General features: G+C 36.5%; 27 protein-coding genes. 24 read left to right on the forward strand and 3 right to left on the reverse strand.

Annotation, left to right across the window (positions count from 1 at the left end; all coding sequences use genetic code 11):
- Positions 1-100: 100 nt before the first annotated feature.
- The 7 genes from miaA (at position 101) to glnA (ending at position 7,521) form a co-directional block, all read left to right on the forward strand.
- On the forward strand, positions 101-1,051 hold the full coding sequence (gene miaA / locus NSQ14_RS08530) for a tRNA (adenosine(37)-N6)-dimethylallyltransferase MiaA (RefSeq protein WP_227091377.1): 951 nt from the start codon (positions 101-103) through the stop codon (positions 1,049-1,051).
- A 28-nt stretch (positions 1,052-1,079) separates the two neighbouring features.
- Positions 1,080-1,304: an RNA chaperone Hfq gene (gene hfq, locus NSQ14_RS08535; protein ID WP_034769975.1), complete on the forward strand. Its 225-nt coding sequence runs from the start codon at positions 1,080-1,082 to the stop codon at positions 1,302-1,304.
- A gap of 477 nt (positions 1,305-1,781) precedes the next feature.
- Positions 1,782-2,711: a stage V sporulation protein K gene (spoVK, locus tag NSQ14_RS08540; RefSeq protein WP_034769978.1), complete on the forward strand. Its 930-nt coding sequence runs from the start codon at positions 1,782-1,784 to the stop codon at positions 2,709-2,711.
- Positions 2,712-2,902: 191 nt separating this feature from the next.
- A complete protein-coding gene (hflX, locus tag NSQ14_RS08545) occupies positions 2,903-4,168 on the forward strand; it encodes a GTPase HflX (protein WP_346208458.1) in 1,266 nt (421 codons plus the stop codon).
- Position 4,169: 1 nt separating this feature from the next.
- Positions 4,170-5,441, forward strand: coding sequence for an aminotransferase class I/II-fold pyridoxal phosphate-dependent enzyme (locus tag NSQ14_RS08550; protein WP_041845207.1), 1,272 nt, complete (start codon positions 4,170-4,172; stop codon positions 5,439-5,441).
- 246 nt (positions 5,442-5,687) lie between these two features.
- A complete protein-coding gene (locus tag NSQ14_RS08555; protein ID WP_034769983.1) occupies positions 5,688-6,089 on the forward strand; it encodes a MerR family transcriptional regulator in 402 nt (133 codons plus the stop codon).
- A 94-nt stretch (positions 6,090-6,183) separates the two neighbouring features.
- Positions 6,184-7,521, forward strand: coding sequence for a type I glutamate--ammonia ligase (gene glnA, locus NSQ14_RS08560; protein WP_041848549.1), 1,338 nt, complete (start codon positions 6,184-6,186; stop codon positions 7,519-7,521).
- A 488-nt stretch (positions 7,522-8,009) separates the two neighbouring features.
- Here the strand turns inward: glnA and lexA are convergent, their stop codons facing one another.
- Positions 8,010-8,630, reverse strand: coding sequence for a transcriptional repressor LexA (lexA, locus tag NSQ14_RS08565; protein ID WP_041848548.1), 621 nt, complete (start codon positions 8,628-8,630; stop codon positions 8,010-8,012).
- Positions 8,631-8,775: 145 nt separating this feature from the next.
- Between lexA and NSQ14_RS08570 the strand changes: the two genes are divergently transcribed.
- The 9 genes from NSQ14_RS08570 to NSQ14_RS08610 all read left to right on the forward strand — a co-directional run bounded on the left by NSQ14_RS08570 (position 8,776) and on the right by NSQ14_RS08610 (position 15,865).
- On the forward strand, positions 8,776-8,955 hold the full coding sequence (locus NSQ14_RS08570; RefSeq protein ID WP_034769986.1) for a hypothetical protein: 180 nt from the start codon (positions 8,776-8,778) through the stop codon (positions 8,953-8,955).
- Between the two features lie 40 nt (positions 8,956-8,995).
- The gene (locus tag NSQ14_RS08575; protein WP_041848547.1) at positions 8,996-9,673 is read left to right on the forward strand and encodes a YneB family resolvase-like protein; all 678 of its coding nucleotides are present in this window, start codon (positions 8,996-8,998) and stop codon (positions 9,671-9,673) included.
- Positions 9,674-9,685: 12 nt separating this feature from the next.
- Complete coding sequence (locus NSQ14_RS08580) at positions 9,686-9,919, forward strand: DUF896 domain-containing protein (RefSeq protein WP_034769989.1); 234 nt, start codon at positions 9,686-9,688, stop codon at positions 9,917-9,919.
- Between the two features lie 151 nt (positions 9,920-10,070).
- Positions 10,071-10,523, forward strand: coding sequence for a sporulation inhibitor of replication protein SirA (sirA, locus tag NSQ14_RS08585; RefSeq protein ID WP_251245670.1), 453 nt, complete (start codon positions 10,071-10,073; stop codon positions 10,521-10,523).
- A gap of 133 nt (positions 10,524-10,656) precedes the next feature.
- Positions 10,657-10,875 (forward strand): YneF family protein, encoded by a 219-nt coding sequence (locus NSQ14_RS08590; RefSeq protein WP_034769993.1) that lies wholly within the window; start codon positions 10,657-10,659, stop codon positions 10,873-10,875.
- A 192-nt stretch (positions 10,876-11,067) separates the two neighbouring features.
- The gene (locus tag NSQ14_RS08595; RefSeq protein ID WP_216405258.1) at positions 11,068-12,816 is read left to right on the forward strand and encodes an ABC transporter transmembrane domain-containing protein; all 1,749 of its coding nucleotides are present in this window, start codon (positions 11,068-11,070) and stop codon (positions 12,814-12,816) included.
- Between the two features lie 3 nt (positions 12,817-12,819).
- The gene (locus NSQ14_RS08600) at positions 12,820-14,658 is read left to right on the forward strand and encodes an ABC transporter ATP-binding protein (RefSeq protein ID WP_342014926.1); all 1,839 of its coding nucleotides are present in this window, start codon (positions 12,820-12,822) and stop codon (positions 14,656-14,658) included.
- Between the two features lie 113 nt (positions 14,659-14,771).
- The gene (locus NSQ14_RS08605; RefSeq protein ID WP_346217076.1) at positions 14,772-15,479 is read left to right on the forward strand and encodes a cytochrome c biogenesis CcdA family protein; all 708 of its coding nucleotides are present in this window, start codon (positions 14,772-14,774) and stop codon (positions 15,477-15,479) included.
- A 26-nt stretch (positions 15,480-15,505) separates the two neighbouring features.
- Positions 15,506-15,865 carry a response regulator gene (locus tag NSQ14_RS08610; RefSeq protein ID WP_041845202.1) on the forward strand — a complete coding sequence of 120 codons (360 nt, stop codon included), beginning with the start codon at positions 15,506-15,508 and terminating at the stop codon, positions 15,863-15,865.
- Positions 15,866-15,989: 124 nt separating this feature from the next.
- On the opposite strand, the gene NSQ14_RS08615 is transcribed toward NSQ14_RS08610, so the two are convergent.
- On the reverse strand, positions 15,990-16,418 hold the full coding sequence (locus NSQ14_RS08615) for a DUF2621 family protein (protein ID WP_041845201.1): 429 nt from the start codon (positions 16,416-16,418) through the stop codon (positions 15,990-15,992).
- Between the two features lie 331 nt (positions 16,419-16,749).
- On the opposite strand from NSQ14_RS08615, the gene coaW reads away from it, so the two are divergent.
- The 3 genes from coaW (at position 16,750) to lepB (ending at position 19,626) form a co-directional block, all read left to right on the forward strand.
- Positions 16,750-17,550, forward strand: a complete 801-nt coding sequence (gene coaW, locus NSQ14_RS08620) for a type II pantothenate kinase (RefSeq protein WP_346217077.1) — start codon at positions 16,750-16,752, stop codon at positions 17,548-17,550.
- 247 nt (positions 17,551-17,797) lie between these two features.
- Complete coding sequence (locus NSQ14_RS08625) at positions 17,798-18,880, forward strand: PRK06851 family protein (RefSeq protein WP_346217078.1); 1,083 nt, start codon at positions 17,798-17,800, stop codon at positions 18,878-18,880.
- Between the two features lie 200 nt (positions 18,881-19,080).
- The gene (lepB, locus tag NSQ14_RS08630; protein WP_041845200.1) at positions 19,081-19,626 is read left to right on the forward strand and encodes a signal peptidase I; all 546 of its coding nucleotides are present in this window, start codon (positions 19,081-19,083) and stop codon (positions 19,624-19,626) included.
- 57 nt (positions 19,627-19,683) lie between these two features.
- Here lepB and NSQ14_RS08635 read toward each other — a convergent pair whose 3' ends face one another.
- On the reverse strand, positions 19,684-20,778 hold the full coding sequence (locus NSQ14_RS08635) for a mechanosensitive ion channel family protein (protein WP_095142276.1): 1,095 nt from the start codon (positions 20,776-20,778) through the stop codon (positions 19,684-19,686).
- Between the two features lie 173 nt (positions 20,779-20,951).
- Between NSQ14_RS08635 and NSQ14_RS08640 the strand changes: the two genes are divergently transcribed.
- The 5 genes from NSQ14_RS08640 (at position 20,952) to NSQ14_RS08660 (ending at position 24,352) form a co-directional block, all read left to right on the forward strand.
- On the forward strand, positions 20,952-21,056 hold the full coding sequence (locus NSQ14_RS08640; protein WP_072012673.1) for a YjcZ family sporulation protein: 105 nt from the start codon (positions 20,952-20,954) through the stop codon (positions 21,054-21,056).
- Between the two features lie 216 nt (positions 21,057-21,272).
- On the forward strand, positions 21,273-21,782 hold the full coding sequence (locus NSQ14_RS08645) for an acyl-CoA thioesterase (protein WP_034770006.1): 510 nt from the start codon (positions 21,273-21,275) through the stop codon (positions 21,780-21,782).
- A gap of 28 nt (positions 21,783-21,810) precedes the next feature.
- Positions 21,811-22,371 (forward strand): DNA-3-methyladenine glycosylase I, encoded by a 561-nt coding sequence (locus NSQ14_RS08650; protein WP_034770007.1) that lies wholly within the window; start codon positions 21,811-21,813, stop codon positions 22,369-22,371.
- 228 nt (positions 22,372-22,599) lie between these two features.
- Positions 22,600-22,899, forward strand: a complete 300-nt coding sequence (locus tag NSQ14_RS08655; protein ID WP_051989069.1) for a hypothetical protein — start codon at positions 22,600-22,602, stop codon at positions 22,897-22,899.
- A gap of 244 nt (positions 22,900-23,143) precedes the next feature.
- Positions 23,144-24,352 (forward strand): acyl-CoA dehydrogenase, encoded by a 1,209-nt coding sequence (locus NSQ14_RS08660; protein WP_034770009.1) that lies wholly within the window; start codon positions 23,144-23,146, stop codon positions 24,350-24,352.
- The last annotated feature ends 18 nt before the right edge of the window (positions 24,353-24,370 follow it).

Here is a 24,370-nt window from a genome sequence, read left to right on the forward strand (position 1 = left end):
ACATAATAGTTTGATGTTTAACATATTTATTTTATTGTGGTAAACTAAAAATGACAGGAAATTATTTCAAATAAATGTGTTGAAAGTAGTGGGATTTTTTGTGAACAAGGAGAAGTTGCTGTGTATTATCGGACCTACCGCAGTGGGAAAAACCAAATTGAGTATTGATTTGGCAAAACAATTTCATGGTGAAATTATTAGTGGAGATTCAATGCAAATTTATCGCGGACTTGATATTGGGACAGCCAAAATCTCCAAAGAGGAAATGAAAGGAATCCCACATCATCTAATCGATATTAAAAATCCGGATGAATCTTTTTCTGTATATGATTTTCAACAACTTGTCCGAAAAAAAATTTCCGCTATTACCGATCGAAATCATTTACCGATGGTTGTCGGAGGGACAGGGCTTTATATTCAAGCTGTTATTTATGATTATCAATTTTCTAATCAAGGAAAAAACAACAAAATACGTAGCCTTTTAGAAGAAAGAGTGAAATTAGAAGGGATTGAACGTTTGTATCAATACCTTTCAAAAGTCGATCCGGAGACTGCCCGGCAAATTCATCCTAATAACGAGCGCCGTGTTATCCGGGCTTTAGAAGTATATTTTTCTACCGGGCAAACGATGGCGGAATTAAAAGCAAAACAACAATATACATTATTATATGATGTTGCGATTGTTGGTTTAACAATGAATCGTGACATTTTATATAAAAGAATAAATGAACGAGTCGACCAAATGATCGAAAATGGGCTAATCAACGAGGCAAAAGCTTTATATGATCAAGGGTTCAAAAATGTTCAGGCGACACAAGCGATTGGCTATAAAGAATTGTTCGCTTACTTTGACGGAAAAATTACCCTTGAAGAAGCGGTAGACCAATTAAAACAAAATACGAGACATTTTGCCAAAAGACAATTGACATGGTTTCGGAATAAGATGGATGTCGAGTGGTTTGATATCACGAATCTGAAAGAATATGAAAAAAATTTACAAAAAATTTCTGATTTCGTTGCAGGAAAGCTTCACCTTAGAGCGAATATATAAATTAGGAGAATAATGAGGAGGACAAAGAATGAAACAACCGATCAATATTCAAGACCAATTTTTAAATCAAATACGGAAAGAGAATATTTTAGTTACCGTATTCCTAACAAACGGTTTCCAAATCCGCGGTCTCGTCCGAGGGTTTGATAATTTTACTGTTTTATTTGAAACCGATGGCAAACAACAACTCGTTTTTAAACATGCAATATCAACTTTTGCCCCGTCACGAAATGTGCAAATTGATTTAGAGTAGGGGAAAGTAATAATACAAAAGAGGTATGGTTTTCATAAATCATACCTCTTTTTCTATTTGTAGGCTATAAGTATAATCGAGGACGTATTACTTTTAAGGAAAATATGATACTCGAGTCATGACTTGTATTATTTATGAATAAATATAGTAAAAGATATTTTAAGACCTTTAAAAGCCTTATGGGAAGAGAAGCAAGGTTTCCATGAACCATATTTCGTTTTATACAAATCTTTGTGCATGATATGATCACATCAGCTGTTTTTCCGTGATGAAAGCAAATTTGGAAATAATATTCATTATTTCTTGGGAAAGCGCAAGATTTGACAAAGGGAAAGTAGGATTTTGTCATTAAACATAAATTATTGTCAAAACATAAAGAAAAGTGAAGCAGGAAATACATTTTTTCGACAAATAGGCGAATGTCACCTTTTTTTCATCTGGGCGTATACTGTTTTACATACAAGAGAGGTGAACACATTGGATCAACCAATACGGATGAAAAATAATGGTCAAATAAGTATTACTTTAAACCGAAAAGCAAGAGTTGAACCGGTTACTGAACCAAAAGAGCAGACTGGTGATCATGAAATATTAAGAGAAATTGAAGAACAGTTAAATTCCTTAGTTGGTCTAAATGATGTAAAACACGTAATTAAAGAAATATATGCCTGGATTATTGTGAATAAAAAGCGGGAGGAAAAAGGATTAAAAGCTGGGAAACAGGTCCTCCATATGATGTTTAAAGGAAATCCGGGAACAGGAAAAACAACGGTTGCCCGACTGATCGGGAAACTTTTTCAAAAGGTTGGTGTTTTATCAAAGGGACATTTGATTGAATGTGAAAGAGCCGATTTAGTTGGTGAATATATCGGACATACTGCACAAAAAACTCGTGATTTGATTAAAAAAGCTATGGGCGGCATCCTCTTTATAGACGAAGCATACTCTCTAGGCCGTGGCGGTGAAAAGGATTTTGGGAAAGAGGCCATTGATACTTTGGTCAAACATATGGAAGATAAACAACATGATTTTGTACTTATATTAGCCGGTTACTCACGCGAGATGGATCATTTTCTCGCCTTAAATCCTGGTCTTGAATCACGCTTCCCGATTATCATTGAATTTCCTGATTATACGGTTGAACAGCTAATGGATATCGGAAAAATGATGATGAAAGAAAAAGAATATATATTAAGTCATGAAGCTGAAAAAAAATTACGAGAGCACTTATCATTTGTGAAATCATCGTTTATTCGAAATCGCTTTTCAAATGGACGTTATGTAAGAAATATTATTGAAAAGTCGATTCGTGCCCAAGCAATGAGATTATTAATTAATAATCAATTTGACCGGAGTGAATTAATGACGATTCGCAGCCAAGATCTTATTTTTCCGGATGAACATTGAACTGAAAAATAGATAAATCTTTTGCCCCAGCATGTTGGGGTTTTTTTTATAATGAACTAAATTTTTTTACGAACCGAATTTGCAGTCAAATTTATTTTGTGTAAATATAGTAATGGATAAATGAGGCTCCGCAGGTTCAACTTGCGGATAAGAAAAATAATGATTGATTATAAAAGAAATTAGGTGGTTTTGTGGAAAACGCAAGAGAAAAAGTTATTGCCGTTGGCTGTCAACTCCCGGAAATGGATGATTTCCGTTTTGAAAATTCAATGGAAGAACTTGTCTCGTTGACGGATACAGCTAATGGTGAAGTGATCCTTCGTGTGACACAAAAAAGAGACAAGCCGGATTCTTCTACTTATCTGGGGAAGGGAAAGGTGGAGGAATTACGGAATCTTATTGAAGAACTTGAAGTAGATGTTGTCATTTTTAATAGTGAATTGACACCGAGCCAGTTACGAAATTTATCAAACCAATTGCAAACGAAAATCATCGACCGGACGCAATTAATTTTGGATATATTTGCGAGAAGAGCGAAGTCAAGAGAAGGGAAACTACAGGTGGAGCTCGCTCAACTGGAGTATTTATTGCCCAGATTAGTTGGACAAGGAACCGAGTTATCCCGTCTTGGTGGGGGAATTGGAACAAGAGGACCGGGTGAAACAAAACTGGAAACTGATCGAAGACATATTCGTAACCGGATTAATGAAATTAAAAATCAGCTTTCTGTTATTGTGGAACATCGGAAACGTTATCGCTCGAATAGAAAGAAAAAAAATACATACCAAATTGCCTTAATCGGGTACACGAATGCCGGGAAGTCAACTTTGTTTAACCGATTGACAGATGCCGCATCCTACGAAGAAAATAAACTATTCGCCACCCTTGATCCACTGACACGAAAATTAGTGCTCCATAGCGGATTTACTGTTTTATTAAGCGATACAGTCGGTTTTATTGAAGATTTACCAACAACACTGGTTGCAGCATTTCGTTCCACATTGGAAGAAGTTGCAGAAGCCGATCTGTTGCTTCATGTCATCGATGCTTCCAATCCGGATTACGATCAACATGAAAAAACCGTGAATAAAATATTAAAAGAGTTACATGTTGAGAAAATTCCCCAACTCGTTTTATATAATAAAATGGATCGGGTCCACAATGATTTTGTTCCAACAGCGGACGGTAAGGTGTTACAAATCAGTGCCTTAAACCTTGCTGATCGTGAGCGACTAAAGCGTAAAATTGAAGAGATGATGATAGAAGAAATGGTCCAACATGAAGTCAACTTGCCCTCGACATCCGGAAAATTATTAGCCCGGCTAAAAGAGGAAACCATTTTACGGGAGCTCAAATTTTTGGAAAGTGACGAAACCTATCAATGTAAAGGCTATATTTTTGCCCACTCCCCTCTATATGGGGAAATCAAGAAACAAAATGACGGAGATGGAGAATAACATGGAAAATGTACTAACCAACAATGCAAAACTTCAATCAATTATTAATGAGGTGGAAATGAAAATTCGACCCATACATGATCAAATTGATAAAATTGTCGAAAACAATCAATATCGTGTATTGAAAAGTTTCCAAAAAAATGAAGTCAGTGATTCACATTTTATTCCTTCAACGGGATACGGCTATGATGATATTGGTAGAGATACGTTAGAAAAAGTATATGCCGATTGTTTTGGTACCGAGGCTGCATTGGTCAGGCCACAAATTATTTCCGGTACCCACGCCATTTCTACATGCTTATTCGGAGTTCTAAGGCCGGGAGATGAACTTCTTTATATTACCGGCAATCCTTATGATACTTTGGAGGAAATCGTTGGTATACGCGGGTCAGAAAATGGAAATTTAAAAGAATTTGGCATTGGTTATCAAACCGTTCCGCTTACACAGGAGGGGAGACCTGATTTTAAAAACATTGCTGAACGTATTCATCCGAAAACAAAAATGATTGGGATTCAACGTTCAAAAGGTTATGCCGACCGACCATCATTTACTGTAAATGAAATAAAAGAAATGATTGATTTTGTTAGAGAGATTAAAAAAGATGTAGTTATTTTTGTAGATAATTGTTATGGAGAATTTGTTGAAGAATTGGAGCCAACTCATGTCGGTGCCGATTTAATGGCCGGTTCGTTAATAAAAAATCCAGGAGGCGGCATTGTAAAAACGGGAGGCTATATTGTCGGGAAAAGAGAGTGGGTAAATAAATGTGCTTATCGATTAACGGCTCCCGGACTGGGTGGTGAAGCTGGTGCCTCCCTATATAGCTTACTTGAAATGTATCAAGGTTTTTTCCTAGCACCCCATATTGTTGGTCAAGCATTAAAAGGTGCCGTATTTACTGCAGCGATGTTGGAACGTATTGGATTGAATACAAATCCATCTTGGGATGCAAAAAGGACCGACCTCATTCAATCTGTTCAATTTAATGATAAGGATAGAATGATCGCTTTCTGTCAAGCAATTCAGTATGCTTCTCCTGTTAATTCAAAATTTACACCTTATCCAAGTTATATGCCGGGGTATGAAGATGATGTGATTATGGCCGCAGGTACCTTTATTCAAGGTGCAAGTATTGAATTATCTGCAGACGGCCCAATACGCCCTCCGTATATTGCTTATGTTCAGGGGGGATTAACTTATGAACATGTCAAAATTGCTATTTGTCTTGCCGTCAACAGGTTAATTGAAAAACAGTTAATCACCATTGAATAAACATGAAAAAACACCCCAGCCATCTTTTGATTAGAACCCAAAAAGTTCTTTCGAAATGGTCGATATGTACAAACAATGGTCGGTTTAAGTTTTTAAAAAATTAGCTCTTTGTCGGTGAACCATTTTTTTATTTCTACATCCATCATTTAAGTCGTAAATAATATGTTAGATATGCTCACATGTTGTTGACATTATATTTAACATTGGATATAATGATAATAAATAATTTGTAAAGGGGGCGGAAAGGTGAGCGGAAAAGAAATTCGCAGATCCCTACCTTTATTTCCTATAGGAACTGTGATGGAACTGACGGAACTTACAGCGAGACAAATTCGGTACTACGAAGAACATCAATTGGTGGTTCCGGCACGGACAAAAGGGAACCAGCGAATGTTTTCTTTGAATGATATCGATAAGCTCTTGGAAATTAAAGACCTTTTAGATCAAGGCGTTAATATCGCAGGGATTAAACAAATCTTTGCGATGAAGGAACTGGAAAAGTTAGAAAAGCAAAACCGAAAAAAGGAAAGAGACCAAGAAATTTCGGAAAAAGAACTAAGAAAGATCTTAAGGAATGAGTTACTTACCAACAGTCGAATCAATCGTTCTGATTTACGGCAAGGGGACATGTATCGTTTCTTTCACTAGGAGCATACAAAAAAAGAACCACATTCGTATTAATGAGGTTATCACAATCAATAGAGTTAAAGATTATTAAAGAAAATGATGGAGGAAAAAGACAATGGGAAAAAAATATAATCGCGATGATATTATTCGGATGGCAAAAGAAGAAAACGTGGCTTTCATACGTTTGCAATTCACAGACATTTTAGGAACGGTTAAAAACGTAGAAATTCCATTGAGCCAACTTGAAAAAGCACTGGATAATAAAATCATGTTCGACGGTTCATCGATTGAAGGATTTGTCCGTATTGAAGAAAGTGATATGTACTTATATCCGGACTTAGATACTTGGGTGGTCTTTCCGTGGACGGCCGGTCGTGGTAAAGTGGCTCGGATGATTTGTGATATTTACAATCCGGATGGTACACCATTTATGGGAGATCCGCGTAACAATTTAAAACGAATTGTTGAAGAAATGAAAGAACTCGGTTTTACACAATTTAATTTAGGTCCTGAGCCTGAATTTTTCTTGTTTAAATTGGATGCTAACGGAGAACCGACAATGGAATTAAACGATCATGGCGGTTATTTTGATTTGGCACCGACTGATTTAGGTGAAAACTGTCGAAAAGACATTGTCGTTGAACTGGAAGATATGGGTTTTGAAATTGAAGCATCCCATCACGAAGTAGCACCCGGTCAACACGAAATTGATTTCAAATACGAAGATGTTGTTACTGCCTGTGATGAAATCCAAACTTTTAAACTGGTTGTAAAAACAATTGCACGTAAACATGGTCTTCACGCAACATTTATGCCAAAACCGCTTTTTGGAATTAACGGTTCCGGAATGCACTGTAATATTTCTTTGTTTAAAGAGGGTGCCAATGCATTTTATGATCCAACAGGTGAATTGGAATTAAGTGAAACAGCCTATCAATTTATGGCTGGAGTTTTGAAACATGCGCCAAACTTTACGGCTGTTACAAATCCAACAGTTAACTCATACAAACGGTTAGTACCGGGATATGAAGCACCGGTTTATGTTGCATGGTCGGCACGAAACCGTAGTCCATTGGTTCGGGTTCCTGCTTCAAGAGGGATGAGTACCCGTATTGAATTGCGTAGCGTAGACCCGTCTGCTAATCCGTATTTAGCTATGGCGGTTATATTGAAAGCTGGATTAGATGGTATCAAGAACAAACTAACACCTCCAAGTCCGGTAGATCGAAATATTTACGTCATGACAAAAGAAGAACGTGAGGCAGAAGGAATTAATGATCTTCCCGGAACATTGCAATCAGCTTTAGAGAAATTGCAAGAAGATGATATCATTATGTCAGCTTTAGGAGAACATATTTTAACAAACTTTATCGAAGCGAAAGAAATTGAATGGGATATGTTCCGTACGCAAGTGACACCTTGGGAGAGAGAACAATATTTGAAATTATATTAATTTTTAAGGGTGCTTCCTTTTTGGGAGGCACCCTTTCATATAGTATAAGAAAGTATAAAAATACAAGCAATTAACTTGGGATTAGTTTTATTGTCTAGCTACGAGCGCCAGCGACTGAGAAACTAACTCCCCTTTAATGTGCTCCTGCGCCATAGCCTATTCGAGGAAGCGGATGTTCAGCTCGTCGCAAAGCTTCATGAAGTATATCAAGGAAGATTACTCATGAAGTTCACTCTAGGAGTAGCTTCACTACGATAAGTCAACATCGGCTCGTCCCTCACCGTGTTTCCTTTTCCTTAGAAAAAGCTACTCGCTTTTTCTTCGTGCGATGCTTATTCAAGGAAGATTATTCAAAGTCCTCGAAAAAGCTAATCGCTTTTTCTTCGTGCGATGCCTATTCGAGGAAGCAAATCTGTTCTCATTGCGGGGCGCTCCAGTTTGTACGTCGCTAAGCGGGCGCTCTGCGCTTTTCTTATGATTATAAAAGTTTAATATATTTGTCGATAGACGCCGATTACTTTTCCAAGTATCGAAACATTCGGAACAATAATTGGGTTCATTGTTGCGTTTTCCGGTTGTAGTCGGATATAGTTTTTCTCTTTATAAAAACGTTTTACAGTTGCTTCATTGTCCTCAGTTAAAGCGACAACGATATCACCGTTTTCTGCGGTACTTTGTTGTCGGACAATTACATAGTCTCCATCTAAAATACCTGCCTCAATCATACTTTCTCCCATAATTTCCAACATGAAAACAGGATCTCCACTGGGAGCAATTTTTTCCGGCAGAGGAAAATAGTCTTCAATATTTTCAATAGCGGTAATAGGCATTCCGGCGGTTACTTTACCGACAATTGGCACTTTCCGCACAGGAACATCAGGTTCATTCAACCCTTTATTGTCGAGAATTTCTATCGCTCTCGGTTTAGTAGGGTCGCGGCGGATTAGTCCTTTGCTCTCAAGTCTGGCTAAATGACCGTGTACCGTTGAACTGGAGGATAGACCAACCGCTTCACCAATTTCACGAACCGATGGTGGATACCCTTTTTCTCTTACTTCTTTTTTAATAAAATCTAAAATTTCCTGTTGACGTTTGGATAATTTAGTCATATTCAACACCCCTTAGCATATTTTTCTATAGTATATCATAACTGACATTATTTTGACAAACATAAGTTCGAAATTTTTCTTGACTCAAATATACGTTCGTTTTATAATAAGGTTACGAACTAATATTCGTTAACGGGGTGATCGAATGTTATTGCAAAAATTGTGGAAAAATTATTCTTATGTGATTCTATTATTACTCATTTCATTTATTTGTGGACTCATTTATGTACATATATTATCATCCTCAAGCGATGAAACGGAAAAAATAGAGGATCATAAAGATTTAGAACAATATACGGTTGAAATGACAAGTATGAATGAATAATATATACTATAATACAAACAATGTTTTAGAAGGTGTTGTTTTGAAAGCGATCATCTATTGTCGGGTAAGTACGGAAAAAGAGTCACAAGAAACATCATTGGCCAGACAGGAAGAAGAACTTAAAGCTCTTTCAGAAAGGTATCAATTTCAAGTCGTTGATACAATTTGTGAGCAAGCAAGCGGGTATGATCTTGACAGACCTGGTATCCTTGAAATATTGGAGAAAATTAAAGAACACCAAATCCAAGCACTTTTAATTCAAGATGAAACGAGACTTGCCAGAGGGAATGCAAAAATCGCCCTTCTTCACGTATTGTTTAAACTGGGAGTAAAAATTTATACAATCTCTCATCAAGGTGAATTACAAATTTCCGAAGCGGATTCAATGGTATTAAAAATTATAAGTCTTGTGGAAGAATACCAAAGAAAGTTACATAACAGTAAAATCAAGCGCGGGATGGAACGTGCTGTTCGGGCCGGATACAGACCGGAGCAGAATTTATCAAATCGTGGTGAAAATGCCGGCCGTGATAGAAAAGAAGTTCCATTGGAAGAAATTATTCGATTACGAAACATGGGACTGACTTTTTCAGATATAGCCGCAACGTTAAGGGGATTCGGATATTCAGTATCCAAGGCAACCGTACATAGACGTTTTCAAGAATATTGTCAAGAAATGCAAGTCAATAACAAAGATAACCATGTTAATTATAAATAAAGGAGTTTTCATATGCTTTCAAAAGAAAAACTGGCCAGAATTAATGAATTGGCAGCAAAGAAGAAAAGGGAAGGGTTGACAGTGGAAGAAGCAAAAGAACAGTCAAAATTGAGAAGTGAATATTTGCAATCCTTCCGAAATTCATTTAAAAAAACAATTGAAAATGTAACAGTCATTGATCCGAATGGAAATGATGTTACACCTGAAAAATTGAAGCAACTTAAGAAACGAAAAAGATACCATTAATCATTTAAAAATGAGTGTTTGACCAAAGACTACAAGAATTCGACAAATATAGAAGAAATTTTTCTCAATAAAGCGACATTTTTTTTGTCTCCCGCCTATTAAAATATATATAAAAGATTTGTCCAATTATACGAAAAAGGGGCGGGAGATTATGAGAAAATACGATATGTATATCATTAAGGAATTATTTGCAAATTTTTACTATGGTAGAGAGTATTTCTTTTATCATTTATTTAAGGAATATGAAACAGCAAATAATAAAACGAAAAAGATCCTTTCAAAACAAATTGACTATATTTCTTCGTCGATACCGGCAATCCAAATTTATAAACAACTAATCGAACAATTACAAGGAAGAAAAGATTTCATTATGAATAATGGGATGTTTCTCGTAGAAAACAGTCGAGGTTCAGTTAATTTTAAAATATATCCAAAAAAATGTGTTATGCAATCGACCGGGACAATGGATATCGATATGATATTTATGGAAGCGTTAAGAAAGACTGAATTCAATTTTCTAGTTGTTGATTTGGATAATGGACGTTTTGGTTGGATTAAACCGATGAAGGATCATCATTATTTGGAAACTCTATCCTCTCGGTGAATAGTTTCTAGTGATTTTGTTAATTAAGTATTGAAATTTTCACCAAAACATGGGAAAATTTAAAGGTTCTGTATTGTAAAATGAAAGTACGTTTAGTAAACTGAATAGTAGACAACAAGAAGGAGGATTTGCAATGGTTTGGTGGGGATATTTACTAATTTTTGTTGCCCTCTTAGCAGGAATTGCCATCGGATTTTTCCTTGCACGCCGTTATATGATGGACTATTTGAAGAAAAATCCACCAATCAATGAACAAATGATTCGCGTGATGATGATGCAAATGGGAATGAAGCCGAGTCAGAAAAAAATTAATCAAATGATGAATGCCATTAATAAACAACAACCGAAGTAATTTTTTACTGCTCTTTTAAAAAGAGTTTTCAAATATATGGATTCTATAATAATCGAAGTCAAACATTGATTTTGTCCATATACGAATATGATCGTTTTTATCGGAACAGATCCGATATGAACGATCTTTTTTGTACATAGAGATGTATAAATTTTGTAAGGATCTTATATCATCAAAATATGGAGGGGAGCTATGAAAGTCTTTTTCGAATTAGCATGGTTTTTTAAAAAAGAAAAGAAGTCGTATATGATTGGCATCATATTGTTATTATTTGTTGCGTTGTTGCAACTAATTCCGCCCAAAATTATCGGTTTTGTGGCTGATGATATTGGCAGCAACCGTTTGACATGGGGGAAAATGGGTATATGGGTTTTTGCCCTTATTATAACATCATTACTTATGTACATATTACGCTATTATTGGAGGATTTATATTTTTGGTAGTTCTGTGAAATTAGCACGGATTTTAAGAAGTCAACTTTATGAACACTATACAAAGATGCCCTCCTCTTTTTATCAACGGAAACGTATTGGTGACTTAATGGCACATGCCACCAATGATATACAGGCAATCCAGCAAACAGCCGGCAGCGGAGTTCTAACTGCTGTTGACTCTTTAGCAACAGGCGGATTTGTCATTATTACCATGGCGGCAACAATCAGTTGGCAATTGACATTAATCAGCTTACTTCCACTACCGCTAATTGCTTTATTAACTAATTGGTATGGGACCAAACTTCATGCACGGTTTGAAAAAGCTCAAGAAGCCTTTTCTTTATTAAATGGCAAAACCCAAGAAAGTATTTCCGGTATGAAGGTCATCAAAACATTCGGCCAAGAAAAGGAAGATATTGAAGCATTTAAGAAACAATCCACCGATGTTGTAGAAAAAAACATCGCTGTTGCAAAAATTGATGCCTTATACGACCCAACGATTTCTGCCTGTGTCGGCATTTCTTTTTTCTTGTCCATCGGGTTCGGAGCATACTATGTTGTTAAAGGAAGCATTACAATTGGTGAATTAATTTCTTTTAATACATATTTAGGTTTGTTAATTTGGCCGATGCTCGCTTTCGGTTGGTTTTTCAATATTGTTGAACGTGGGCGTGCTTCATACGACCGCGTAAAACGATTATTAGAAGAAAAGATGGAGATTGCCGATTCAGATGTGAGCATAAGTCTTATCCCAACCGGTGATATTGACTATCATGTACATTCATTCTGCTATCCCGGAAAAACAGACCCGGTTTTACGTGAAATAGCATTTACTCTTCAACAAGGGAAAACACTTGGAATTGCCGGGAAGACCGGTAGTGGGAAAACAACATTGATTAAATTGTTGATTCGTGAATTTGAGGGATATGAAGGTGAAATATTGATTGGCGGACTTCCAATTCAAAAATATAAACTTGATGAATTCCGTAAAGCATTTGGTTATGTTCCGCAAGACCACTTTCTCTTTTCAACAACCGTCCGGGAAAATATCGCCTTTGCAAAGGTAAATGCGAGTGATGAAGATATCATTTCTGCTGCAAAGATTGCCAATATTCATGAAGATATTATTGAATTTGCACAGGGGTACGAAACGGTTGTCGGTGAACGGGGAGTAAGTTTGTCCGGTGGTCAAAAACAACGAATTGCGATTGCCCGGGCACTACTTTTGAATCCGGAAATATTAATTTTAGATGATTCCTTGTCAGCCGTCGATGCAAAAACGGAAGAATCCATCCTGCAAGCATTAAAACAAAACCGTTCCGGGAAAACCACAATCATCACGTCGCATCGACTCAGTGCCATTCAACATGCCGATTTAATTCTTGTATTGGATGAAGGAAAAGTCATTCAAAGTGGTACTCATGAAAATTTAGTAAGTGAACAAGGCTGGTACAGAGAAATGTATCTTCATCAGCAACTGGAATCGCTTGTGGAAGATGGAGGATGAGACATGGAGCCATTATCGAAAAATGTGCATTTGGATGCTAAGCAACAACGACAAGTTTTGTACCGTCTGTTACGTTATACAAAGCCGCACGGGAAATCATTACTATTTGCCTTTTTACTATTAGTTCTGACAACGGTTGGTGAAGTTATTGGTCCAATTTTTATAAAAATCTTTATAGATGATTATGTAACACCGAGAAATTTCGAATCGAAACCTATTATTATATTAGCTATAACTTATATCGTTATTCAGATGTTCAATTCTCTTATTATGTATTTACAATCAGTAAAATTTCAAGAGATTGCTTTAAAAATCATTCAACAGTTACGTATTGATGTATTCAGTAAGGTAGAAATGCTTGGAATGAAGTTTTTTGATCAAACCCCCGGGGGAACGATTGTATCAAGAGTAACCAATGATACTGAAGCAATAAAAGATATGTTTGTTAGTGTATTGGCAATTTTTCTTCAAAGCTTTTTTATGATTATCGGTATTTTCATCGCTATGTTTGTTCTCGATATTAAACTTGCAGCACTATGTCTTTTCCTTTTACCTGTTTTATTCTATATTATCCATTTATATCGAAAATTAAGTTCGAAATTTTATAGTGAGTTACGGGAATTACTTGGGCAACTGAATGCCAAATTAAATGAATCATTACAGGGAATGGGAATTATTCAAATATTCCGCCAAGAGGAACGGATGTGTAAAGAGTTTGCAGCTATTAATGATGCTCACTACCGTTCAGGCATGCGAAAAATCAAGATTGATGGACTATTATTACGCCCGGCAGTAGATTTAGTGTATATATTAGGCCTTATTATGATATTAAGCTTTTTTGGGATTACCTCCATGGAAACATCTGTGGAGCTTGGAGTATTATTTGCCTTTACCACCTATTTAAGTCGCCTTTTTGAACCGGTTAATAACTTTATGGAGCAATTAAGTTTTTATCAACAAGCGATCGTTTCCGCTTCACGGGTTTTTCATCTTTTGGATGAAAAAGAGTTGGCTCCTCAACAAACTGAAGTGGAAGGTTTGGAAATTGCATCAGGGAAAATTGAATTTCGCCATGTTTCGTTTTCTTATGACGGCAAACAAGATATATTGAAAGATATTACATTTACAGTGAATCCCGGTGAAACAATTGCATTTGTTGGTCATACCGGTAGTGGAAAAAGTTCGATTATTAATCTATTTATGCGGTTTTATGAGTTTGACCGTGGAGAGATATTCATTGATGGAAATTCGATCAAAACCTATCCGATAGAAGAATTACGAAGAAAAATCGGGTTAGTTTTACAAGACCCGTACTTGTTTTATGGTACAATCAAAGAGAATATCAGATTGTATAATCAAGAAATAACCGACAAAGAAATCGTTGAGGCGGCCAAATTTGTTCAAGCACATGACTTCATAAAAGATTTACCGGAACAATATCTTTATCCTGTCAATGAAAGAGGATCAACTCTTTCAGGTGGACAAAGACAGTTGATCGCATTTGCCCGGACTATTGCGATGAATCCGAAAATTCTCATTCTCGATGAGGCAACAGCGAATATTGATACGGAAACGGAAGAATTAATCCAATCATCTCTGGAAAAAATGCGGAAAGGCAGGACGACGATTGCCATTGCTCATCGACTGTCGACGATTCAAGAAGCGGATCTTATTTGTGTCCTTCATAAAGGAAAAATTGTCGAACGTGGCAACCATCAACAATTACTGGCACAAAAAGGGTTGTACTATAAAATGTATTTGCTGCAAAATGGGTTATCGGAAAAAATGGAAGAGGCGGTACACGAAGGAAGCAGTCGTAGCAATCAATCCTTTGGAATATAAATGAATGCGTGGACAATAATGCTTTATATTTTATTTAGATTTGATAAAATGAAGATAGTATATGGGAGAATTTTCAACGGGTAAAGAGAAATCGATTTATCGGGGGGATATTGTTGCCGGATTTAAATGTATTTTTAGCTTTCGGAGCCGGGATTTTAAGTTTTATTTCACCTTGTTGTCTGCCTCTATATCCCGCCTTTCTTTCTTATATTACCGGGATGAGTGTCGCGGAATTAAAAGAAGAAAATATATTATTGCAAAAAAGAAGTTTCTTGCATACTACTTTTTTCCTTATCGGGTTTTCCATTGTTTTTCTAGTTTTAGGCTTGAGCACCACTTTTGTATATAGTTTATTTGTAAAGCATATGGATCTTATTCGTCAAATTGGGGCAATCTTTATCATTTTTTTTGGTTTGATAACGGTTGGCTTGTTAAAACCTGAATTCTTAATGACAGAAAGGCGCTTCGAATTTAAAAATAGACCGAGCGGATATCTTGGATCGTTATTGATTGGTCTGGCTTTTGCTGCCGGTTGGACACCTTGTATGGGACCAATATTAGGAGCCGTTATTGGATTGAGTGCCACGAATCCATCTGAAGGTTTTATTTATATGATATCTTATGTACTCGGCTTTATTGTTCCGTTTATTATTATGACCTTTTTTATCGGAAAAATCAGTTGGATTCGAAAGCATAACGTAATGATCCTGAAAGTCGGCGGTTCTTTAATGGTCCTTGTTGGCTTCATGTTATTTTTTGATTGGATGAATATATTCATTAGCTGGCTAACGGTTCTTTTTTGTGGTTTTCAAGGGTTTTAAATTTGTTGATGAGGAGGATTTGTCAAGTGGGAAAGGTTTTAATCGTTGATGATGCAAAATTTTTACGAATGACAATTGCTAGAGCCATTACAAAAGCCGGACATGAAGTAATCGGTGAAGCGCAAACGGGCGAAGAAGCTGTGCAATTATATAAGAATTTGAAGCCTGATCTTGTTTTTATGGATATTACTATGCCGGATATGGATGGTATCGAGGCGGTAAAACATATAAAAAAGGATTTTCCTGATGCGAAGATTATTATGTGCTCGGCAATGGGCCAACATAAAATGGTGTTAGAAGCAATTGAAGCCGGAGCAAGAGATTTTATTGTTAAACCGTTTGAAGAATCCCGTATTATTGAAGCAATTGATAAACATATTTCCTAAAGTGGAAAAAATTGAAACTCAGGGTATTTCTCGTTATAAAGAGAAACGATATGACCGTTCATACAAGATGATAAAAAGCCCCGCAAAAGGAAAGAGGGGGCTTTCTCTATGTATAAAATGAATTTTATTGGAATAACTGTTCGTAACCTTCTGTACGAATATTTAATTGTTCCAGTTTTTTTCTTAGATATTTATGATCTCTTTTCGGTGTGGCGATAATATAACCCCGAATAATTAAATCCAAAGTCATTTTTTTTGCATGTTCTTTTAAAGCAAGTTCACCGATCTTTCCTTGAATTTTATGTCTTGCTACATCACGGAATAATTCAGGGACCGGTGAAACGAGTTCATTCAAAAGGGCTAGTTGCTCTTCCGTCCATAAATGTTTCGTATTTTCTACATAATAAATTTCCCAATCCATGTCTGATTTTCCATCTTCTTTTGGCAATTTTTTTAGAAATTTTCTAAACATAAAAAATCCACCAATTCCAAAAAGAACGGGAAGCGCGAAAATCCACATTAAAATAAACCAAAGAAACCAGCCGTCCAGCATATTTACCCCCCTCGTTTGAAAAGATAAAGCGTTAGGATGAATAAAAATCTAAATTATTCTTTGCGGGTAGTAAGACTCCCACCTCAAGATTCTGGTCAACGAGGAAGATCGGAGGGAGAAAGGCATGCCGCATGTCTACTTTTTTACATGAAGTAAATATAAATTTTAAGCGTTTCACTTTGTATTATAACAATGCATGAAGCCGGTTTTCAATTAAAATGATTCTTAGGGGTTTTCAATAGAGGACAATCATTTTAAAATAAATTATAATTGTTACTTTCAAGTAGCCTTATCTGTTTGGAAAAATAAAAAATAAAGGTGTCGATGACTCGTGAATCGAATTGGAATTGATGCAGGTGGCAGTCTTGTAAAAATGGTTTTTGAAGAAAAGGGTGAGCTTCACTATCGGAAATATGCAATAACAAAAATAGACAGTTTTATTCAATGGTTAAATATGACCATTCCCACTGCAAAGTTGGTCGTGACAGGCGGGAAATCGTATTTAGTTAAAGAAAAAACTTCACATCCTGTTACCATTGTCAATGAATTTGAAGCAATGGCAGAAGGGGCCCGTTATCTTTTAGAACAAGAATTTCATTTATTACATGAAGAATTCATATTAATCAGCATCGGAACAGGGACATCCATTTATCATGTAACCCCCTCCAATTTTGAAAGGGTTATAGGTACAGGGATTGGGGGAGGAACATTCATTGGACTTGGTACATTGTTGGCAGGTACCAGTAATTTTACAGAATTAGTTGAACGAGCTGGATCCGGCGACCGGAAAAAAATAGATCTTCTTGTTCGTGATATATACGGATCAAATGAAACGCCTCTTATCGGGGATTTAACGGCTGCTAATTTTGGCAAAGCACATCTTTCCCAGGATGCAACGAAAGATGACCAATTAGCAAGTACGATTCAATTAATTGCAGAGACGATTATTTTATTGGCGAATCAAGTTGCTCAAATAAAAGATGTGAGTAAACTTGTTTTTGTTGGTAGTACTTTGAGTGGGAACCATATGTTAAGAAAAGTGCTGGATGAATTTTCCCAATCCCTCGGTCGCGAAGCTTTATTTCCTACAAACGGCGCATTTGCCGGTGCCATTGGAGCTTATTTACTTTAGAATTAAGCCAACTCCATATATTTGCATATAGGCATTCACCTATTTCATTTGGAATCATATTTATGAATGAAGAGGATGTTTAAGGCGTCCGGGAAAAAGTCTTCCTATTTTTTACCACTCTTTACGTTAAAAATAAGACTCTGAATTTAGAAAATGTGTTTCCTCGAAGTTTTGAACATGAACGTAAAGAGATCATGTAATTGTACGGGTTAAATTTCGGGAATCTTATTGTTTAGGAGTTGGTACTTTGAAAGAATTAAATTATTATGCCGGCGGGAATACAGCAAAGGGGTTTGTTCATTTCTTTGAATCTAATTTCCAAGATTTGGAAATATTATTCATTTTAAAAGGAGGGCCGGGTACAGGAAAATCATCAATCATTAAATCAATTGGCCGTGAATGGCGAGATAAAGGGTATGCGGTTGAATGGATTCATTGTTCCTCAGATGTGGATTCTTTAGATGCCGTTATCATACCACATTTAAAAGCCGGTATTGTCGACGGAACGAAACCGCATATTATAGAACCTAAATATCCCGGTGTTATTGAAGAATATGTTAATTTAGGCATTGCTTGGAATCGTAACCAACTTTTACAGCATAAAGAGGAGATTCTTTCATTAAGCAATCGTGTCAATACAGGTTTTCAAATCGCATACTGTTCTTTTCGTGAAGGTCTTGCCAATCATGATGAATTAGAGAAAATTTATATCAGAAATATTGACTTTGACCGGGCAGCCCAACTTACAAATAAATGGATTGAGAAACTGTTACCTGAAAAATCAAAGACAGGAAATGGCCTAGTCAAACACCGCTTTTTAGGGGCGACCACACCTGTGGGACCGGTTAATTTTGTAGAAAATTTAACAGAGGATGTGGAAAATCGATATTTTATTAAAGGCCGGGCAGGTAGCGGTAAGTCGACTATGTTGAAACAGATTGCTCATGCAGCCGAAAAGCAAGGATTTCATGTGGAAGTGTACCATTGCGGATTTGATCCAAATAGTTTAGATATGGTAATTGTTCGCGAATGTCAATTTGCTATTTTTGATAGTACTGCACCACATGAATATTTTCCGACAAGGGAAAAGGACGAGATCATTGACTTGTATGAGGAAACAATCCAATCAGGAACAGATGAAAAATATGCTGAAGAAATTTCTTTTTGGACAAAAAAATATAAAGATAAGATGGATGAAGGTATTCACCATTTGGCTGAGACAAAAAAACTTCGCGATAAGTTAGAATCTTTTTATGTAAAAGCAATGGATTTTGAAACAGTAGACGGTATTCGTAATCAAATTAATGAAGAATTGAAAAAACTACGTTGAACCTCGGACGCATGGAGACAGCTCATCCCCCACCTATCCAGAATCTTGGGGTGGGGATCTTGACTCACCGTTAAGTTGGGATAAAATTATTGTTGAAAGACGTCTTACCTTTCTCCTATACATATATCATCTCGTTTCATTGTTATTTCAGTTGTTTAAGAGGTATAATAAGGTCAACCCTGAAAGAAGGAGAGAGTAGAGTGGAAAAATCAGCAACAAAGGAATTGCTGTCTTGGATAAAATCTTTTTTTATTGCATTTATTATCGTTATATTAGTTCAGAAATTCCTTATTTCACCAACTACAGTATATGGTGAATCGATGGAACCGACGTTTTCTGATAATGATCGAATCATAATTGGCAAAAATACTTCCATTGAGCGATTCGATATCATCGTATTTGATGCACCAAATTCAAAAGAATATTATATAAAACGGGTAATCGGATTACCGGGTGATAAAGTTGAGATGAAAAATGATAAGTTATATATTAATGGGAAAAAATATAATGAACCTTATTTAGATAAAATAAAAAAGAGTCATAAGTACAGAAAAATAACCGGAGATTTCACGCTGGAAGAATTAACGGGTAAAACGATTGTCCCTAAAGATTCTTTGTTCGTTTTGGGAGATAACCGCTTAGTCAGTTATGATAGTCGCCAATTCGGATTTATATCTTTTGATTCCGTTATTGGTGAAGTTAAGTTTCAATTTTTTCCGTTTAATGAAATAGGGATACGGAAATAATATGTAATACTGTAAGCAAGGATGGAGCTGAATGACTCCGATTCCTTGCTTTTTTGTTTAATCGTTTGTACCGAAAGTTTTCTGTATAATTTCTTTATTGCTAGCCGTTATATATAGGGTTTGGCTTGGAAACGCAATTTCAATTCCTTCTTCATTTAAAATTTCAATAATCTTTAAATTGATTTCCTGTTTAACTTCTAAATATTCCGACCAAACTGTTGTTTTCGTAAAGAAATAGAAAAACAGTTCTAAACTGCTTTCGGATAATTTATCAAAAGTGACCAGAATCGTTTCCGGATGAATCCCTTCGTGTGCTTGTAACATCTCACGTAAACGGAAAATGGCTTGTTCAACTTTGTCAATCGGTGTATTGTAACTGATGCCAATTCGAAAATCAATTTTTCTTTTTCCCATCTTGCTATAGTTGATGATATTGGTCGCGGCAAGAGACGAATTTGGTACGGTAACCAGCGCTTGGTCAAAGGTTCGAATTAATGTACTTCGAAAGCTAATGTCTTCAACTGTGCCTTCTACACTGGTAGCATTAATCCAATCACCTATCGAGAAAGGTTTTTCAAAAATAATGACTAGTCCGCCAATGAAATTTTTAATCATATCCTGTGCAGCAAGGGAGATGGCTAACCCGCCGATTCCCAGACCGGCAACTAATCCGCTGATATTATAGTTAAACTCTTGTAAAATGACACTAATGCTAATCAATACGATAATCCCACGAAGTAATTTTGATAAAAAAGGAATTAAAATTTGATCAATTTCAAGATCATAACGACTGTTTAATTTTTGAAAGATGACCGATGAAGTAGAAGAAAGATTATAAAACCCCCATGTAATTAATAAAATGATGGTTGAACGGTAAATCTTTAAAAATAACGCATTATTTGGGTTGAAATATGGAATGAACTGAGCGGCCAGATAAATACCGATAACGACAAAAAACCAACGAATCGGTTTCTCAAAGGAAAGCCACACGTTCGTAAAAAATTCTGTCGGTGTCTTTTTTGATATTTTAAGGATGAATTTAAATACATATTTACTGAACAAATTACGGAACAACAAAAATAATAAAAAGATACAAATGGCTTTTAGGGTATCTGTTAAGGTTTTGTATTCGAGAAAAAAATCCCAACTCATAAAAAAACTCCTTTACTATTGAAAAAGTATTACATTGAATCTGACTATTCATATGTTTATAGTGTAACATGAATCTGGTTGTTCATCTATTTTTTTATTTATAAGAAAATAGCCTTGTCCGTTTCCTTTCACCTGCATATTTTAATTATGTAAGTGAAAGGTGGTGAAGCTTAATGGGATACACTGAGGGTGGAGCTGGATACGGCTCTGGTTTCTTCTTAATTGTTGTTTTGTTTATCCTATTGATTATTGTAGGAGCTTCTTATGTAGGTTACTAATGGAAGAAGGAAGGCTGCTAGCATTATAGCAGCTTTCCTTTTTCAATGAAAGATATTTTTTCCAATACATATTAATTGGAATACCCATACTTTCGCAACTGGAATTATTTTGGTGTTTTGTGATCGCCTGAAGGATTGATTGGACATTCCCGTATAACGATAATTAGCTTTCTTTCATTCCCTTATCGTTGTTATAATGAAAACGAGGTGAAAATAATGGAACAACAAAAAGTTTTTATGAAAGATACCATTGCAATTAAAACGGCACTTGTTTTTCCGCAAGATACGAATATGCATGGAACACTGTTTGGCGGTAAGTTAATTTCATACATAGATGATATTGCTTCCATTTCTGCACTGAGGTTATGCAAAACACCTGTTGTCACTGCGTCCATCGATTCTGTTGATTTCATAAAACCCATTCGGGAAGGCGATGCGGTCACTTTAGAGGCAATGGTAACTTGGACAGGGAATTCTTCAATGGAAGTTTTGGTTAAAGTAACTTCTGAACATTTAATGACAGGGAAAAAATCATTAGCGGCACTTTCTTTTTTAACATTCGTATCGTTAAATGAAGACGGGAAACCAAATCCTGTCCCGAAAGTGGTTCCTGAAACAGAATATGAAAAATGGCTTCATGATACCGGGGAAGAACGGGCAAAACATCGAAAAACAAGAAGATTACAAAGCAAAAGTCTCATCGATTTAATATCAAGCAAAAACTGAAAATTTGTTGAATAGAGGAGCGAATGACATGAATCGATGTGATTGGGTGACAGATGATTTGCTTTATATTCATTATCACGATTTTGAATGGGGACGACCTGTTTTTGATGACCAAAAATTATTTGAAATGTTAACTCTGGAAGGTGCTCAAGCAGGTCTGAATTGGCTTACGATTTTAAAAAGACGAGAGAATTACCGGGTGGCATTTGATAACTTTGATGTTGAAAAAATTGCCCGTTACGGAGAAGAAAAAGTGCAAGAATTATTACGGAATGAAGGAATAATTAGAAATGAAAGGAAAATTCGTTCAACCATTCGTAATGCTCAAGCATTTATAGAGATAAAAAAGAAATATGGTTCTTTTTCATCATTTTTGTGGGGATTTGTTGATGGGCAACCGATTAAAAATGAGTGGAAAACAAGTACAGATGTTCCAAGTCAAACGGAACTAAGCCACAAGATTAGCAAAGAATTAAAAAGACATGGTTTTTCTTTTGTCGGTCCTACAATTGTTTACGCATATATGCAAGCTGTCGGAATCGTCAATGATCATATACAATCTTGTTTTTGTTACGAGGAAATAATGTGAAACTTTCATAAGTGGGTTTCTTCATACCCTACTGATAGTTTGTTGACCCGAACGGACGCATCGCGCTCCACCAACCTTCTTTATAAATTCGAAAATCTTGAGGTGGGGGTGTCGACTTGCCGTTAAGGTGGGATAAATAGGTATAAACCCATTTCTTCATAGTCATGCACCTATACTTGGTTATGTACATAATCTTATGGTGTATTGACTATGAGGAGGTATGCAAAGATGGATCAATTTTATAACCCTGTTAGTGAAGAAGAACTGTTAAGACAATATGGCGGGTGGTATGGTGGACAACAATACGGGCATCACCATGGCCACCACCATCACCATGGGCATCATCACCATGGCCATCATCACCACGGACATCACCATCATGGCCATCATCACTTCTATCCCTATCCGATTAGCTGGGGATATGGTTACCCGTATGGTGGATTTGGCGGGTATGGTGGATGGGGCAACCCGAGCCCAGAATATAATTGGGGATATGGTCCTGGATATTGGGGACAATGGCAATACTAAATCGATTATAAGGAACAAAAACAGAGGAAGCAGTGAAGGACATTGCTTCCTTATTTATTTTTTCATTTGTTTAACTTTATCCTTAAGGGATAAAGTTTTCAAATAAATAGAAAAAGAGAGATTGTAATTAATATTTTTTTGAAAAAATGTTGAAAACCTTTTAATATTTGCTATAATATAACTAAAATTCGGAACATACCATGTAGTATGTTCCGGAAATTGAAGAGTACTGGAGGAATGTCAAGTGGATTTTTCGTATTCTGATAAAGTGCAAGAGTTAAGAAAGAAATTGACTGAATTCATGGAGGCGTATATTTATCCAAATGAAAAGATTTATAGAAATCAATTAAACCAACAAAGTGACCGTTTCGGTTCAGTTCCTCCAATTATTGAAGAAATAAAGCAAAAAGCAAAGGCTGAAGGGTTATGGAATTTATTTTTGCCGGACAACGAATATGGGGCAGGGCTGACAAATCTAGAATATGCCCCGTTGTGTGAAATCATGGGGCGTTCTGTAGTAGGGCCTGAATCCTTTAACTGTAACGCACCGGATACTGGCAATATGGAAGTGTTAGTACGATACGGGTCTGAAAAACAAAAAAAAGAATGGCTGGAACCTTTGCTTACCGGAGAGATTCGCTCTTGTTTTTCCATGACTGAACCGGATGTAGCGTCCAGTGATGCGACGAATATCTCCACTAGTATTGTGAAAGATGGTGACGAATATGTCATCAATGGGAGAAAATGGTGGTCATCAGGGGCAGGCGATCCTCGTTGTAAAATTGCTATTGTCATGGGGAAAACAAACCCGGATGCCCCAAGACATGAGCAACAATCAATGATTCTTGTACCAATGGATACGCCGGGGGTAAAGATTGAACGAATGGTTCCGGTTTTCGGTTATGACGATGCCCCACATGGACACGCGGAGATTACCTTTGAAAACGTCAGGGTACCGGCTGAAAATATCATCTGGGGGGAAGGGAAAGGTTTTGCGATTGCACAGGGACGTCTCGGACCAGGTCGGATTCACCACTGTATGCGATTAATCGGACTGGCGGAACGTGCACTGGAAGATTTGTGTAAGCGTGTTCAGGAAAGGGAGACATTTGGAAAAAAACTGTCTGAACAAGGTGTTATCCAAGAATGGATTGCCAATTCCAGAATTGAGATCGAACAAGCACGTTTATTAACACTAAAAGCGGCATATATGATGGATACAGTCGGCAATAAAGAGGCTAAGACGGAGATAGCGATGATCAAAGTTGTTGCACCGAACATGGCTTTACGGGTACTTGATCGAGCCATTCAAGCATTTGGGGCAGCAGGGGTCAGTGATGATTTCACCTTGGCTTATCATTGGGCAAATGCAAGAACACTTCGGATTGCCGATGGTCCGGATGAAGTGCATCGCCGGCAAATTGCAAAATTGGAGCTGAAGAAATATTCATAATAAGGAGAATGGAGGAAT

Origin of the sequence: Caldifermentibacillus hisashii (assembly GCF_039654145.1) — a bacterium.
In the GTDB taxonomy this organism is placed as follows: domain Bacteria; phylum Bacillota; class Bacilli; order Bacillales; family Caldibacillaceae; genus Caldifermentibacillus; species Caldifermentibacillus hisashii.

Coding starts and splice junctions, on each gene's coding strand:
- hfq (WP_034769975.1), top strand. CDS start 1,080: ATGAAACAACCGATCAATATTCAAGACCAATTTTTAAATCAAATACGG.
- NSQ14_RS08600 (WP_342014926.1), top strand. CDS start 12,820: ATGGAGCCATTATCGAAAAATGTGCATTTGGATGCTAAGCAACAACGA.
- NSQ14_RS08580 (WP_034769989.1), top strand. CDS start 9,686: ATGCTTTCAAAAGAAAAACTGGCCAGAATTAATGAATTGGCAGCAAAG.
- NSQ14_RS08655 (WP_051989069.1), top strand. CDS start 22,600: ATGGATCAATTTTATAACCCTGTTAGTGAAGAAGAACTGTTAAGACAA.
- NSQ14_RS08650 (WP_034770007.1), top strand. CDS start 21,811: ATGAATCGATGTGATTGGGTGACAGATGATTTGCTTTATATTCATTAT.
- NSQ14_RS08590 (WP_034769993.1), top strand. CDS start 10,657: ATGGTTTGGTGGGGATATTTACTAATTTTTGTTGCCCTCTTAGCAGGA.
- glnA (WP_041848549.1), top strand. CDS start 6,184: ATGGGAAAAAAATATAATCGCGATGATATTATTCGGATGGCAAAAGAA.
- NSQ14_RS08550 (WP_041845207.1), top strand. CDS start 4,170: ATGGAAAATGTACTAACCAACAATGCAAAACTTCAATCAATTATTAAT.
- NSQ14_RS08645 (WP_034770006.1), top strand. CDS start 21,273: ATGGAACAACAAAAAGTTTTTATGAAAGATACCATTGCAATTAAAACG.
- NSQ14_RS08595 (WP_216405258.1), top strand. CDS start 11,068: ATGAAAGTCTTTTTCGAATTAGCATGGTTTTTTAAAAAAGAAAAGAAG.
- sirA (WP_251245670.1), top strand. CDS start 10,071: ATGAGAAAATACGATATGTATATCATTAAGGAATTATTTGCAAATTTT.
- lexA (WP_041848548.1), bottom strand. CDS start 8,630: ATGACTAAATTATCCAAACGTCAACAGGAAATTTTAGATTTTATTAAA.
- NSQ14_RS08635 (WP_095142276.1), bottom strand. CDS start 20,778: ATGAGTTGGGATTTTTTTCTCGAATACAAAACCTTAACAGATACCCTA.
- NSQ14_RS08615 (WP_041845201.1), bottom strand. CDS start 16,418: ATGCTGGACGGCTGGTTTCTTTGGTTTATTTTAATGTGGATTTTCGCG.
- NSQ14_RS08570 (WP_034769986.1), top strand. CDS start 8,776: ATGTTATTGCAAAAATTGTGGAAAAATTATTCTTATGTGATTCTATTA.
- NSQ14_RS08640 (WP_072012673.1), top strand. CDS start 20,952: ATGGGATACACTGAGGGTGGAGCTGGATACGGCTCTGGTTTCTTCTTA.